The organism is Bartonella sp. MF74HXZ (genome assembly GCF_042194445.1).
Lineage (GTDB): Bacteria > Pseudomonadota > Alphaproteobacteria > Rhizobiales > Rhizobiaceae > Bartonella > Bartonella grahamii.
This window is the reverse complement of the sequence record NZ_JBHIMW010000004.1, coordinates 231187-246870: the sequence shown is the minus strand read 5'-3', so window position 1 is coordinate 246870 and position 15684 is coordinate 231187. Positions and strand designations below refer to the sequence as shown.

The following is a 15684-nucleotide window of genomic DNA, read 5'->3' as shown; positions in this document are numbered from 1 at the left end:
CTTGAAGTGCAAACTAAAAATCCAGATTTCGCACTTTTTTAAAAAGTACCCAATCTTATAGTCTTTGAAATTATTTTGATTTTTCTTGCCAATCCCTTGAAATTACTTTATCACTCAAAGGATATTTTGGTCGTCTACGCAGCGATCAATAAGGGATAGTAAAGCCCTAAGCTCTAGCGTAAGAATGAACCCACTTTGTGGGTGTCCCGGGATTCCGGGAGTTTTTGCTATGTCCAGGTGTGATAAGCACTAAAAGCAAAAATGCTGACTAGAGCTCAGTACTTTACTACTCCCGGAATACCAATGCGAGGGCGCTCGCAACCGGAGGGGAGCTTGAAGTGCAAATTAAGAATTCACATTTCAACGACATTTCAATAGGTAAAAAAATCCGTCACAGACGCATTTCAATGGGGCTTTCTCAAAAGGAATTAGGAAGCCATTTAGGTGTCAGTTTCCAACAAATCCAGAAATACGAAAAAGGCTCCAATCGTGTAAGCGCAGGGTGTTTGCTCGAAATTGCTAAAAAACTAGCAGTTCCTATTACCTTTTTTTATACTGATATTTTTGCAGAAGAAGATATTCCCACAAAAGAAACTCTCCTACAGCGTGATCAATACACCTATAGCGAAAAAGAACACGCACTTTTAAAAAACTTTAGAGAACTCCAGCCGAAAAAACAAAAAGCAGTTTTGTGGTTGATTTCTGATTAGACAAAAGCGCACCTACCGACATCCCTCACCAATATCCCCTCTGCCTAAAGCCTTGCCCGCCTGATACCACCACATCTCAAAAAACGGTTTACGGCACCGGTTTACAACATCATAGGATAACAAACTTCAAAATAGGATAACAAACACCAAAACCTTGGAAAAACATCCCCACCCCTCTCACAGAATCTTATCAAGAGATCTCTTCTGATTTAAACGCACAATTCCGATTGTATCATTATGATACCTTTTTACATTTACCTTGTCAAGTTTTTATATTTTTCTTTTTATATTTTTGTGTTTTTCTTTAAGGGAGCCACATCCCTCAAAACACCTCTCTTGCAAAACGCCGTTTCAGAAAAACGCCTCTCATAAAAAACACAATGTCCAAAACAACAAGAGCTAAAATAGGATTTCCCCTCTAAATAGGATTTCCCCTCTAAATAGGATTTCCCCTCTAAATAGGATTACCCCTCTAAATAAGATTACCATTGTATTTCTCATTCACCCACTTATTAAAAAAACATCTCTCAATGCTTCTCACACCCATTTCACGGATATCCCCCATACAAATATAGACGCAAATATAATTGTTAAATTCCGCATAGAATATAAAAGCCAACCACGATTTTTCTCTCTTCACATCTCTTTACACATCCCCTCTTTACACATCCCCCTTTCAATCTGTTCACAGCTATTCCCAAACTCTCCTCTCCAACCAACGCACGAACAGCACTCTTCATTTCCCCTCCAGTTTGCATAACTCTTCGCCTCAACCCCTCCTTCTCACCACTCCATACCATAACAATATATTGATTTATAAGGATAATTTAGCATCATTGATATTGATTGAGAATTCCAAACATCGTAAGATTCTCTCATTTCAAATCTCTCCCATGTTGAATCAATCAAAATCATTCGCTTGCACGTCAAAAGAGAGGAGAGCCCGTGTGGATAAAAAAACGATTAAGAAAGGAATAAAAATAGCTCTTATGAACCATCTCAAGTGCCAAGGGCTGTAGCCAACACCCACGAGCTAGCAAATATAATGATGATACCGGCTTGCTTCTTCACAAGCGTAAAGATAGGAGTGCTCAATGGATTTATCATTATACCATGACAAAAAACACGCACAATATATAAATCCACAAATCCTCCGCATCACTTTTACAGATTCACATTTTTACGCTTTTACATCTTTACAGAACGCAGCCAAATGAAACTCCCAAACCACCACGCCGCACCGCTCTGTAAACACGGGTCTGAAACAATCTGATTTCTCGTCTATCAGATTCCCCTGCTGATTATTTCATATGGCTATCCCACACCTCAAAGAAGGCTATTTCATCAGACAAGACAAATAAGCCCTGCCCTAAAATATTTCCCACAAGTTCTTCTCCAGTCAACACGCTTAACACCCCTCTTCATCCCAGCCTTTCCCACTCCATTCACGAAAACACTTCCCCCAATCCTCGCACCACATTCCATGCCATGATAAAAGCGTACACAAAGCACAAATCCTTCGCTTCACTTTTACGGATTCACATTTTTACGCTTTTACATCTTTACAGAACGAAGCCAAATGAAACTCCCAAACCACCACTCCGCACCGCTCTGTAAACACGGGTCTGAAACAATCTGATTTCTCGTCTATCAGATTCCCCTGCTGATTATTTCATATGGCTATCCCACACCTCAAAGAAGGCTATTTCATCAGACAAGACAAATAAGCCCTGCCCTAAAATATTTCCCACAAGCTCTTCTCCAGTCAACACGCTTAACACCCCTCTTCATCCCAGCTTTCTCCGCTCCATTCACAAGAGCCCCGTGTGGATAAAAAAACGATTAAGAAAGGAATAAAAATAGCTCTTATGAACCGTCTCAAGTGCTAAGTGCTGTAGCCAACACCCACGAGCTAGCAAATATAACGATGATACCGGCTTGCTTCTTCATAAGCGTAAAGATAGGTGTGCTCAATGGATTTATCATTATACCATGACAAAAAACACGCACAATACATAAATCCATAAGTCCTCCGCTTCACTTTTACAGATTCACATTTTTACGCTTTTACATCTTTACAGAACGCAGCCAAACGAAACTCCCAAACCACCACGCGACAATTTGATAAAAACAAAACACCTTTCAACAATCTCAAACAACAGATTTCCGTAAAGAGTTCATATGAATTTGATTGTTTAGATCTGACTATTAAATTGGCGTATAGAGCCGTAGAACAGAAAGTAATTTTCTATAAGACAGAAACGATAAAAGCGCTATATAACTGAGACAGAACATGAAGAATTGCGAACAGATAAAACGATATCTCTTTTCATTACAATACTGAAATTGTAAACGAGACGACTGGTAATTGTCAGCTGAATATATAATTTTCACATCTGTAAATTTTTATTGATTAATTCAATCCCAAAATTTCCCCTGAAACACATTTCTTCATTATCTACTTCTTTGAGACAAACCGGCAAAGGGGCTTCATCTATTATAAGTACGGAAATAATAACGCGTTACTCCAACCTCATCATAAGAAACCATAGACAGGATACCTGTATTTATTGGCGTTATTTTATAAGTCAAGATTACACCATTTTGCTGTTTGTTTGGTTGATCTGTATAGATCACGTTATATCCATTCCGTCGCAAGAGATCAATAAATACAGGAGTAAAGTTGTCTTCTGTTTTATTTTTTTTCACAATAAGTGTTGTTGTAGCGGGCGGTAAAGGTTTTTTAAGATTACGAACAAAATCGTTAGCAATTAATTTTACATCATCTTTCGTAATATTTGGACTGACATAACTTGATGAATAATTACCCATAGATGCACAACCAGCCACCAAGACAAGAGGCAACGGAAATAAATATTTTGACATCGAGAGTCCCCCTATAAATTGTATTCCTTTTTGAGAAGCCCCTACATCAGAAATAAGAGCATCCTTTCTAAGAATAGCCTTAACAACATATTTCTTTACAATCAAGCGTTAGTTAATCACTTTCTCACTTGTTAAAAAAACGACCATCATCTCTCATAGTACTCAAAGCTTACGCTTAACATAAAAAATATATATTAAAAGTACACAAAACATATGCAAAGAATGTATTATACATATAATATATTTATACTTATTTTCATGATTTTCTGTATTACATATTATTTAAGACAGATTTATCATTAAAGAAGTACAGACATTGGATGACTTTCCAAGCAATAAAAATGATATTTTTTATCCCCATAACATTGAAATTATCACGTGATCGAAGAGTAATTATTGTTTGAATACTTAGGCTTTTACGAGCCATTTAGATCCCGACTTCCCCACTATCTACCAATTTGTACCGATATTGTTTCTTTTGGTTTTTCATTTACGCTCATCATTAGCTATTTTATGTGTTTTTTGAAACAATTGTGAAGCTCTACCCTAAAACAACGAATGAAATTTCCCAAATCCCACGCGACAATTTGATAAAAACAAAACACTTCACAACTTAAATTCCACTGGCAAGCTTATCCCCACCCCTTTTCATTTTTTCTCCATCCCAAGGGGGATATCTACCCCTCACACATCATCCTTCATCCCTTCGCACCACCACCTCTTATCCACACCCTCCTAACCTATCCATGCGCACTCTCTTCATCTTCTATTCCCCCTTTTTTCCCCCATTATACACTTAACAACTTAACACCCCTCTTCCCTCCAGCTTCCCCCTCCATTCACGAAAACTCTTCCCCCAATCCTCGCACCCCATTCCACGCCCCAAAAAGCCCAAAGTGACCAAAAACACGCACAATATATAAATCCACAAATCCTTCGCTTCACTTTTACGGATTCACATTTTTACGCTGTTACGTCATTACAAAACAAAGCCAAAGGAAAGGCTCACCACCCCACGCTGCTCTATACACACTGGTCTGTAAACGAACAAAGCTTTTTGCCCAGCCAATCCGCTCCCCACAGTCTTCAGACACCCCTCCTCAAACGACAGGACTTCATCAGGCTCAACAAATCAAGCCCTGCCCTCAAATATTCTAGCTCTTCACTCCCCCTCAAAGAGCGATGTTTTTACATTACAACAGGATAATTAACGAACCGTCTTAGAAAAAAGAAACGGCATAGAGATATTAAATATATCAATGGTCGTCATCTACTGTCGTATTAAGAGATGTTGTATCTTTATTTTTCTTAATTTTTAAAATGCCAATCATTCCCGTGGAAATAATTAATGCAGACATAGCTAAAAAGGAGCTTAACAATCCCAAGAGTGCAAAAAGTCCAGCAATAAAGCCAGACACTGCTTCCGCAGAGTTCGCTAAAGTTGAAAAAGTTCCAAAACTCATACCAAAATCTTCACGACGAGAATATAATTGAATAGCTGAGACTAAACTAATATCCACAAGTGCACCAATAAATCCTAGAACAAATGCTAACACGAGAAGGAGTTTTAAATAAAGTCCTGCTGCTAAGGGCATAACAAACAGAATAACCCCATAAAGAAGCCAAAATACCATGAGCTTCAACGATGTAATCTTGAATATAATTTTACTATATAACAAACCACCAACAATAGTTCCAACAGCCATGAGAGAAAAAATATAACTCACAAGGCTTTCCTCTCCCCCTATAGAGAGGACAAAAGCTGGAATTAAAAATCTTAAAATTGCACCAGTAAAGAGAATAGCAAACGACGAGCCAACAAGCGTAATAAATAAATTATTATTTTCTTTAGAAATATATTTAAGATAGGAAGCTGTTTCTCGATAAATTTTTATAAAATTGAATGATTTATTCTCGCTTGAATTTAAATTCATGAGATTAAATAACACTATATAGATATAAAATAGGTAAAAAAATCAAAAATGAGTACTGCCGATTTATTTGCTAAAAAAAGCAGTAGGGAACAAACTAAAGGACCCATGACGGATGCAGTTTCCTCTATAATTTGTGCAATGCTATTGGCCTTTGTCAGATCCTTTACTGAGAACATTCTGGGAATAGCAGCTTGAAAACTTGGTTGGAAAATACTTCTTCCTATCGTTGTACATATTGCTGCGAAAATAAGAACAATAATATGTGCAGTCCCTGTTATAGTGGTTATAAAAACGAATAATGAGGCTAATAATCTAACAAATTCACTTAAGATCATATTTTTCTTCAAAGAAAAATTATCAGCTAACCAACCTCCTATAGGACCAAAAAAGAGAAAAGGGATAAATCGAAAAAAATACACAAGACCTGTAAAAAAGATGTTATCTGTTAATTCTAAGACAAGTAAAATAAAAACAACTTCATAAGCATAATCACCAACTTTAGAAATAAAGAGAGAGGAAAAAAGAGCTAAAGGACTCTTTTTTAAAAATAAATTCATATCAACCATCCGATATTAAACTTTTCTACAGTTAAAGTTGCATTCCCTTCAATACAATTGGTGATATGAACTTCAAAAGAGTTGTTTACTCTAACAAATCGCTTAATAAGTTAAGTGAAAATTTTTAAAGAAATACTCCTCTTGATATAAGCATTTAGACTAATATCAAGTAATATATTAATTTTTCTTTCTTATTTGCTTTAAAAAAAAAGAAAGAATGTAAAAATTATGAGATCAAAATCTGCTATATTATTATATTGACTTCCAGCCCACGTCTCAAAGAATGAAAATTCCCAACCAGCACTGGTCTACAACCCCACTTCAAAAAGCAGCTTTCCCCACAGAACAAAGCTTACACCCAACCGCCCCTCAAATGACAACACTTCATCAGGCTCAATAAATCAAGCCCACTCTCCTCGCCATCCTTCATCCCTTCACACCACCACCTCTTATCCACACTCTCCTAACCTATCCATGCGCACTCTCTTCATCCTCCATTTCCCCCTTTTTTCCCCCATTATACACTTAACAACTTAACACCCCTCTTCCCTCCAGCTTCCCCCTCCATTTATGAAAACACTTCCCCCATTTATCTCACCACATTCCACGCCAGACAAAAACCCAACATGACCAAAAACACGCACCAACACCCCCTCTCCACTCCTTTCTCACAGACACATTTTTACGCTTTTACATCTTTACAGAATGCAGCCAAATAAAATTTCCACCCCACACCGCACCGCTCTGTAAACAATAGTCTGTAAACAATCCAGCTTTTTGCCTAGTAGCCTTACAGTCTTCAGACTATCCTCCTCAAATGACAGCACCTCATCAGGCTCAATAAATCAAGCCCACTCTCCTCGCCAGCCTTCATCCCTTCGCACCACCACCTCTTATCCACACTCTCCTCCTATCCATGCGCACTCTCTTCATCCTCCATTCCCCCTTTTTTCTCCCATTATACACTTAACAACTTAACACCCCTCTTCCCTCCAGCTTCCTCCTCCATTCAAGAAAACTCTTCCCCCATTTATCTCACCACATTCCACGCCAGACAAAAACCCAACGTGACCAAAAACACGCACAATATATAAATCCACAAATCCCCCACTTCACTTTTACGGATTCACATTTTTACGCTTTTACATCTTTACAGAATGCAGCCAAATAAAATTTCCACCCCACACCGCACTGCTCTGTAAACAATAGTCTGTAAACAATCCAGCTTTTTGCCTAGTACCCCTTACAGTCTTCAGACTATCCTCCTCAAATGACAGCACTTCATCAAGCTCAACAAATCAAGCCCTATCCTTGAATATTCCAGCTCTTCACTCCCCCTCAAAGAGCAGTGTTTTACGGCGTAATAGAATAGAAAATGTTTTCATTTTTCTTGCCAATATACTGAAATTACTTTACAAATTTAAAAGTGCTTTGGTCGTCTACGCAACGATCAATAGGGAAGACGAGCCCTAAGCTCTAGCGTAAAAACGAACCCGCTTTACGGATATCTTCAAATTCCGGGAGATTTTGCTATGTCCAGGTGCTTCTCAGCACTAAAAGCAAAAAGCTGACTCGGATTCAGTACCTTTAACTCCCGGAATACCAATACGAGGGCGGCTCTCCCCCAGCGGGGGGCTTGAAGTGCAAATCAAAAATCCACATTTTATCGACATTTCTGATTAAGCAAAAAACGCGATTTATAATCCATATTTCGCACTTTTTTAAAAAGTACCCAATCTTATAGTCTTTGAAATTATTTTGATTTTTCTTGCCAATTTTCTGAAACTACTTTATTACTTAAAGGGTGAGTTTGGTCGTATACGCGACGATCAATAGGGAACTGAAAGCCCGAAACCTCGATACATAAGAATGAACCCACTTTTGTGGGTGTCCCGGGATTCCGGGAGATTTTGCTATGTCCAGGTGCTTCTCAGCACTAAAAGCAAAATGCTGATTCGAGGTCAGTGCTTTCAGGCTCCCGGAATACCAATGCGAGGGCGCTCGCAACCGGAGGGGGGCTTGAAGTGCCAACTAAAAATCCACATTTTATCGACATTTTAATAGGCAAAAGAATCCGTCACAGACGCATTGCAATAGGGCTTTCCCAAAAAGAATTAGGAAGCCATTTAGGTGTCAGTTTCCAACAAATCCAAAAATATGAAAAAGGCTTCAATCGTGTAAGCGCAAAATGTTTGCTCGAAATCGCCCAAAAACTAGATGTCCCTGTAAACTTCTTTTATGCAGACCTTGCCACAAAAGAAGATATCTCAACAAAAGACACTCTCTTACACCACGATCAAGAAACCTATAGCGAAAAAGAACAGGCACTTTTAAAAAACTTTAGAGAGCTCAAAGCGAAAAAACAAAAAGCAATCTTGTGGCTAATTTCTGATTAAGCAACAGCGCAACGATCAACGTTATTCCATTCATATCCCCCCCCTTAAGTCAAATTCAAACCAGCTTCCCCTCAAACAACAGCACTTCATCAGGCTCAATAACTCAAGCCCTGCCCTCAAATATTCTAGCACACCACGCCCCCTCAAAGAGCAATGTTTTACGGCAAATAAACGGCATTTCTCTTTAACGCTTTTACGCATAAAGCAATCCCGCTTGTGACTTCACTCATAACATTGCAAGAAAATAGTTTTCACGACAACCAGAAGTAAAAGAACCCTACGATATTCGAGAACACTCATTTAACATGCAAAAACACCGACCACTCCCTTTGCTTTGCAATAAAACACCCGCTGTCTCATCGTGAATTTTTCTAAATCAGCATGCCTCAAAGAGCGGTGTTATCGCATAATAGGATTATCACCGCCCTTTATAGCGTGAATTTCTCCAAACTTAATCTTCAGGCAAAAATTCCAACCGATCACCTTGTTTTGTAATTTTCACCGTTGATTCATCGTGAATTTTTCCAAATAAGATGTTTTCTGCCAGTGGGTCTTGAATTTCTTTTTGGATAATCCGTTTAAGCGGACGTGCACCATAGAGGGGATCATAGCCTTTATCGGCAAGAAATTTCCTCACCTCTGGCTCGATTTGCAAAGTTATTTTGCGTTCATTGAGCAAATTTTGCAAATGTTCTATCTGAATATCGACGATCGCTTCCATATCGTGGCGTTGCAATCTCTGAAAGAGAATAATCTCATCAATACGGTTTAAAAATTCAGGGCGAAAAGCCGCTTTGACGACATTCATGACATCATTTTTTGCCTGATCGGTTGTTTGTCCTTCAGGCAAAGCGGTTAAAAATTCAGCGCCAAGATTAGAAGTCATAATCAGCAAGGTATTACGAAAATCAACGGTACGTCCTTGACTATCGGTCAAACGTCCCTCATCGAGCACTTGCAACAAGAGATTAAAAATATCAGGATGTGCTTTTTCAATTTCGTCGAACAGAATGACCTGATAAGGTCTTCTTCGTACGGCTTCGGTCAGCACGCCTCCCTCTTCATATCCAACATATCCAGGCGGCGCCCCAATAAGCCGCGCCCCAGCATGTTTTTCCATATATTCAGACATATCGATGCGCAACATGGCATTAGAGTCTTGGAAAAGAAAAGCAGCAAGAGCTTTGGTTAATTCGGTTTTTCCCACACCAGTAGGACCCAAAAACATGAAAGAGCCAAGCGGGCGATTGGGATCTTGCAACCCTGCGCGCGCACGGCGTACAGCGCGAGAAACAGCTTGAACAGCTTCGCCTTGACCAATCACACGTTTGCTAATTTCATCTTCCATCCGCAACAGCGCCTCCCGTTCTGCCTCCAGCATTCGATCAACAGGAATACCGGTCCAGCGTGAAACAATCCGTGCCACATGTTCAGCAGTGACCGTTTCTTCAACGAGATGATTTTGTTGGTCATCATTTTCAGCGATGCTCAATTGTTTTTCGAGTTCAGGGATAACGCTATAAGCGAGTTCTCCAGCTTTTTGGAATTGTCCATCACGCTGTGCAATAGCCAAAGCATTACGGGCTTCTTCGAGTTGTTTTTTCAAATCAGCAGCATGCCCTAATTTTTGTTTCTCAGCCTGCCAAGCCGTTGTCATCTCAGCGGACTGTTGTTCCAATGTTTTCAGTTCTTCCTGCACGCTTTGCAAACGTTCTTTTGCTGTTGGCTCCACGTCAGTTTTCAAAGCTTCACGTTCAATCTTCAATTGTAAAATACGCCGATCAAGTGCATCAAGTTCTTCCGGCTTTGAATCGACCTGCATCCGCAACCGTGCCGCCGCTTCATCGATAAGATCAATAGCTTTATCAGGCAAAAAACGATCCGTAATATAGCGGTTAGACAACCGCGCCGCCGCGATCAGTGCACTATCTGCCAAGCGCACTTTGTGATGTTGTTCATATTTTTCTTTAAGACCGCGCAAAATAGAGATAGTATCCTCTAAAGAAGGTTCAGGCACAAAGACAGGCTGAAAGCGGCGTGCAAGAGCAGCATCTTTTTCGACATATTTTCGATATTCATCCAAAGTCGTAGCCCCCACACAGTGGAGTTCTCCGCGTGCGAGAGCAGGTTTTAACAAGTTGGAAGCATCCATAGGCCCATCGGATTTTCCTGCCCCCACGAGATTATGCAATTCATCGATAAACAAAATGATCTGACCATTTTCAGCTTGCACCTCTGCCAGCACCGCTTTGAGGCGCTCTTCGAATTCCCCACGATACTTTGCACCAGCGATAAGTGCTCCCATATCGAGCGCATAAAGCTGTTTATCACGCAAAGTTTCAGGCACATCGCCATTAACAATGCGCAATGCCAACCCTTCCACAATAGCTGTTTTCCCCACCCCAGGCTCCCCAATCAACACAGGATTATTTTTCGTCCGCCGTGAAAGCACCTGAATAGTGCGGCGGATTTCCTCTTCCCGCCCAATAACAGGATCAAGTTTTCCTTCGCGAGCATCTTTTGTCAAATCACGAGCATATTTTTGCAGAGCATCATATTGGCTTTCGGCATGGGAGCTTGTTGCTGTTTTTCCCTTTCGCAAATCATTAATAGCCTGATTAAGCGCTTGCGCTGTCAACCCTCCACTTGTGAGAACATCAGTGGTTTTTGCGGTCTTTTCCATGATCAATGCTTGCAACACACGCTCCACAGTCACAAATTGATCACCAGCTTTTTTCGCCAGATCTTCAGCCATATTAAAGACTTTTGCCAACGGCTGAGACAAATAGAGCTGTCCATTCCCCCCTTGCACTTTTGGCAAAGCATCAAGTGCTTCGTTAAGCGCCTTTCGAATAAGAGTAAGATCACCACCCGCTTTTTGGATCAGTGATGCCGCCAACCCTTGAGAATCATCTAACAGCACTTTCAACAGATGCTCCGGCATAAATTGCTGATGATCAGAAGAGAGGGCACTATTTTGTGCTGATTGTAAAAAACCTTGCAACCGTTCGCTATATTTTTCCAAGTTCATTTTTTTTCCTTAAATCTCAAGCCACCGCCGCACTTTAAACTCCCCCAACATTCCACAAAAGAGACATCTTCAAAGGATCGACTAATCCCCACAAAACACCGCAAATGATGCCGCATGAAGAAGAACCGTAGTGCTAAAAAGAATATGGGTCCTCACAAGCCCTATAGCAAGAGGGAGAGAAAGGTGCACTGTCATTATTTAAATAAAAACTGCAACTCCCCTATACCCTCCACCAGCACAACCCTCACCAGCAAAGCCTCACCAGCAAAGCCTCACCATCACACACTTCACAACTTAACACCCCTCTTCCTCTCAACTTCCCCCTCCATTCACAAATGCCTCCCCCCAGTTCTCTGACCACATTCCACGCCAAACAAAAGCCCAACGTGACCAAAAACACGCACAATATATAAATCCACAAATTCTCCACTTCACTTTTACAGATTCACATTTTTACGCTTTTACACATTCACAGAACAAAGCTAAAGGAAAGGTTCACCACCCCACGCTGCTCTATAAACAATCCAGCTTCTTATCTAGGGAAGGACTACTGATCACTTCATATAATTATCACCACCCCCCAAAAGACGCACTTCATCAGACAAGGCAGTTAAGTCCAGCCTAAAATATTCCCCACACACTCTTCTCCAGTCAACGCGCTTAACACCCCTCTTCCTCCCAACTTCCCCCTCCATTCACAAATGCCTCCCCCCCCATTTATCTCACCACATTCCACGCCAAACAAAAGCTCAACGCGACCCCAAAACACGCACAATGCATAAATCCACAAATCCTCCGCTTCACTTTTACGGATATACATTTTTACGCTTTTACACATTCACAGAACAAAGCTAAAGGAAAGGTTCACCACCCCACGCTGCTCTATAAACACTGGTCTGTAAACGAACAAAGCTTTTTGCCTAGTACCCCTTACAGTCTTCAGACACCCCTCCTCAAACGACAGCACTTCCTCAGACTCAACAAATCAAGCCCTATCATGAATATTCTAGCTCTTCCCCCCTAAAAGAGCGATGTTTTATGGCATAACAGAATAAAAAATATTTTTGATTTTTCTTGCCAATATACTGAAATTACTTTACAAATTTAAAAGTGTTTTAGTCGTCTACGCAACGATCAAGAGGGAAGACGAGCCCTAAGCTCTAGCGTAAAAACGAACCCACTTTGCGGATATCTTGAGTTTCCGGGAATTTTTGCTATGTCCAAGTGTTCTCAACACTAAAAGCAAAAAGCTGATTTAGGTTCAGTATTTTCAACCTCCCGGAATACCAATGCGAGGGCGCTCGCAACCGGAGGGGGGCTTGAAGTGCAAATCAAAAATCCACATTTTATCGACATTTCTGATTAAGCAAAAACGCGATTTATAATCCATATTTCACACTTTTTTAAAAAGTACCCAATCTTATAGTCTTTGAGATTATTTTGATTTTTCTTGCCAATTTTCTGAAATTACTTTATCACTTAAAGTGTAATTTTGGTCGTCTACGCAGCGATCAAGAGGGAACTGAAAGCCCTAAGCTCTAGCGTAAAAATGAACCCACTCTTGTGGGTGTCCCGGGATTCCGGGAGATTTTGCTATGTCCAGGTGCTTTAAGCACTAAAAGCAAAAAGCTGACTAGAGCTCAGTACTTTCAGACTCCCGGAATACCAATGCGAGGGCGCTCGCAACCGGAGGGGGGCTTGAAGTGCCAACTAAAAATCCACATTTTATCGACATTTTGATAGGCAAAAGAATCCGTCACAGACGCATTTCAATAGGACTTTCCCAAAAAGCATTAGGAAGCCATTTAGGTGTCAGTTTTCAACAAATCCAAAAATACGAAAAAGGCTTAAATCGTGTAAGCGTAGGGTGTTTACTCGAAATCGCCCAAAAACTAGAAGTTCCCGTGAACTTTTTTTATGCAGACCTTGCCACAAAAGAAGATATTCCTACAAAAGAAACTCTCTTACACCTCGATCAATGCACCTATAGCGAAAAAGAACACGCACTTTTAAAAAACTTTAGAGAGCTCCAGCCAAAAAAACAAAAAGCAATATTGTGGCTGATTTCTGATTAAGCAAAAGCGCAACGATCAACGTTATTCGCTAATATATCAAACAATAAAACATCCTTAAGTAAAATTCAGCTCAGTACACCACACCCCTCAAAGAGTGATTGTTTTACGGCATATAGGATAATTCACTAGGATAATTCACGCTATAGCTCGTTTTCTGTTTCTGTTATCGCTTTAAGTCAAGCTGATTGAGGATCAGCGGCTGGAGTTTAAAGTTTGACTATTCGTGGCAAAGCAGAGTCAAACAAAAATGACATTGTTGCTCAAAACCATGCCCCCAATTGCATTTACGAGACGGTGGAACAATATCGAGAAGGCAAAGACTAGACAGAACAAACATATGAGCGGTTAAGTAAAAATCAAAAATTGAATCTATAACGTTGAAAAAGCTACCCGATGCTGGATTATCCCCACACCCTCTAAATCTCAGAAAAATGATTTAAAACATTTGTTTCATTGATGAGCCAATCATTAAGAACGAACAATAGACAAAGAACGGTTCACCAATATCCTGATAGCCAATAAACAGAATAATCCACTCAATCCAGAAAAAAGGAACAGCTGCCCAGCCGAAGTGTGACCTAAAACAAACGCTCCAACAAAGGGAGCCACCAACATAGCTAAATTTTGTATAGACTGCACCCATCCAGAAGCCAACCCAATCTGTTCATTGAAATTGGTTACCAGATAAACGTTAGAAGATATGGAAAAGTAGGCACTAACCATTCCAATAAGGAAAAAACAGAGCAACAAAGTTTCAATACGGAGTAAATCCAAGTAAAAAAAGCACACTGAGATCATTAGAAAACCAATCATTGTTGACATTGCCGGCATTAACAACTCTGATATTTTTCCTGTAAGGGGTTTATGCTTTGATTGTTTCACACTCCAAAACCCATAGAGGAAATTACCGATTGCCGAAGCCGATACCAACATCCCAAGAGCCTGTTTATTCATTTTCAGCGCATTAAGGATGACAGGCAGCTGATTATTCACCATAAAGATCATGGCAAAATACACAAACAGCACCGCCACATAGGCATACCAAGTTGTCCCATAAAGCCTATGCTGTGATTTCATGGTGTTTGCTGTTTTTACCATGAGCGACGAGACAGGTTGTGCACCAATACAACAAAACACTATAAAGCCTAGCAATGTCAGAAATCCAGAAAACAATAAAGTATATGTATCTGACAAAAACGCAGAGAGCGTACTCCCCAAAGCAGGTCCTATCATCTTTGCTGCGCTATTGATCATGTTAAGCACAGAATAGTAACGAGTCCGCCCGTTTTCAGGCACCGAATTTGCACTAAGAACGGAAATTGCAGGCATAGCTAGACTGTTGAATATCGCTCGAATAACTGCCAGTATAATAAATGCTTGCAGACTCGTCGCCATCAATAAAACGACAGTACATAACGCTCGTAACAGCAACGATGCACGCAGCCAATGTATCATATAACGGCTACCGACCAACATTCCAATTAGCTTAGACAGAACGATACCCGGTAATAATGTTGCCGCTCCAATAAAAGCGACATCATATTGATCAGCTTTCCAGATGAACACAGATACGGTCAAAATCACGATATAATCAATCCAGCCCCCAAATGACACCATGCCATTACCCAGCAAAAGCACCAACAAGCGATTTTTTGTTGCCCCATCTATTTGCACCAAAACACGCACCCCTCTTTTTCCTTAGCAATACTGATTGGATTATCAATCCTTCCCCCACACCCTAAAGGCATCAACAACCTTCCTGCAACAAGACACCAACAAGCGATTTTTGTTGCCCCATCTATTTGCACCAAAACACGCGCCCCTCTTTTTCCTTAGCAATACTAATTAGATGATCAATCCTTCCCTCACACTCTAAAGGCATCAACAACCTTCCCGCAACAAGGCACCAACAAGCGATTGTTTGTTGCCCCATCTATTTGCACCAAAACACGCGCCCCTCTTTTTCCTTAGCAATACTGATTGAATTATCAATCCTTCCCCCACACCCTAAAGGCATCAACAACCTTCCCGCAACAAGGCACCAACAAGCGATTTTTGTTGCCCCATCTATTTGCACCAAAACACGCGCCCCTCT

The 15684-nt window shown here is 40.4% G+C and carries 12 protein-coding genes and 1 pseudogene; 3 read left to right on the top strand and 10 right to left on the bottom strand.

Features of this window, described 5'->3' with window-relative positions; genetic code table 11:
* Positions 1-338: 338 nt before the first annotated feature.
* Positions 339-710: a helix-turn-helix domain-containing protein gene (locus ACFIJ8_RS05315; protein WP_375639156.1), complete on the top strand. Its 372-nt coding sequence runs from the start codon at positions 339-341 to the stop codon at positions 708-710.
* Positions 711-3200: 2490 nt separating this feature from the next.
* Here the strand turns inward: ACFIJ8_RS05315 and ACFIJ8_RS05310 are convergent.
* The 4 genes and pseudogenes from ACFIJ8_RS05310 to ACFIJ8_RS05295 form a co-directional block, all read right to left on the bottom strand.
* Positions 3201-3596 carry a hypothetical protein gene (locus tag ACFIJ8_RS05310; protein ID WP_273788475.1) on the bottom strand — a complete coding sequence of 132 codons (396 nt, stop codon included), beginning with the start codon at positions 3594-3596 and terminating at the stop codon, positions 3201-3203.
* Positions 3597-4567: 971 nt separating this feature from the next.
* Positions 4568-4690, bottom strand: a complete 123-nt coding sequence (locus ACFIJ8_RS05305) for a hypothetical protein (RefSeq protein WP_375639155.1) — start codon at positions 4688-4690, stop codon at positions 4568-4570.
* Positions 4691-4852: 162 nt separating this feature from the next.
* Positions 4853-6087 (bottom strand): annotated as a pseudogene (locus ACFIJ8_RS05300) (MFS transporter).
* A 974-nt stretch (positions 6088-7061) separates the two neighbouring features.
* Positions 7062-7187, bottom strand: a complete 126-nt coding sequence (locus ACFIJ8_RS05295; protein WP_273788451.1) for a hypothetical protein — start codon at positions 7185-7187, stop codon at positions 7062-7064.
* 924 nt (positions 7188-8111) lie between these two features.
* Here ACFIJ8_RS05295 and ACFIJ8_RS05290 point away from each other — a divergent pair.
* A complete protein-coding gene (locus tag ACFIJ8_RS05290; RefSeq protein WP_375639154.1) occupies positions 8112-8483 on the top strand; it encodes a helix-turn-helix domain-containing protein in 372 nt (123 codons plus the stop codon).
* A 451-nt stretch (positions 8484-8934) separates the two neighbouring features.
* On the opposite strand, the gene clpB is transcribed toward ACFIJ8_RS05290, so the two are convergent.
* Positions 8935-11514 (bottom strand): ATP-dependent chaperone ClpB, encoded by a 2580-nt coding sequence (gene clpB, locus ACFIJ8_RS05285; protein ID WP_375639153.1) that lies wholly within the window; start codon positions 11512-11514, stop codon positions 8935-8937.
* Between the two features lie 610 nt (positions 11515-12124).
* On the bottom strand, positions 12125-12334 hold the full coding sequence (locus ACFIJ8_RS05280) for a hypothetical protein (RefSeq protein ID WP_375639152.1): 210 nt from the start codon (positions 12332-12334) through the stop codon (positions 12125-12127).
* An 883-nt stretch (positions 12335-13217) separates the two neighbouring features.
* Between ACFIJ8_RS05280 and ACFIJ8_RS05275 the strand changes: the two genes are divergently transcribed.
* Complete coding sequence (locus tag ACFIJ8_RS05275) at positions 13218-13589, top strand: helix-turn-helix domain-containing protein (RefSeq protein ID WP_375628897.1); 372 nt, start codon at positions 13218-13220, stop codon at positions 13587-13589.
* 468 nt (positions 13590-14057) lie between these two features.
* Here the strand turns inward: ACFIJ8_RS05275 and ACFIJ8_RS05270 are convergent, their stop codons facing one another.
* From ACFIJ8_RS05270 to ACFIJ8_RS05255, 4 genes are read right to left on the bottom strand one after another with little or no spacing between them, the layout of a single operon-like run.
* Entirely contained in the window at positions 14058-15263 is a 1206-nt protein-coding gene (locus ACFIJ8_RS05270) for an MFS transporter (RefSeq protein WP_273788473.1), read from the bottom strand.
* Positions 15254-15400, bottom strand: a complete 147-nt coding sequence (locus ACFIJ8_RS05265; protein ID WP_375639151.1) for a hypothetical protein — start codon at positions 15398-15400, stop codon at positions 15254-15256. Before ACFIJ8_RS05265 ends, ACFIJ8_RS05270 begins: the two co-directional genes overlap by 10 nt.
* Positions 15388-15522 (bottom strand): hypothetical protein, encoded by a 135-nt coding sequence (locus ACFIJ8_RS05260; RefSeq protein ID WP_375639150.1) that lies wholly within the window; start codon positions 15520-15522, stop codon positions 15388-15390. Before ACFIJ8_RS05260 ends, ACFIJ8_RS05265 begins: the two co-directional genes overlap by 13 nt.
* Positions 15523-15669, bottom strand: coding sequence for a hypothetical protein (locus tag ACFIJ8_RS05255; protein WP_375639149.1), 147 nt, complete (start codon positions 15667-15669; stop codon positions 15523-15525).
* Positions 15670-15684 lie beyond the last annotated feature (15 nt).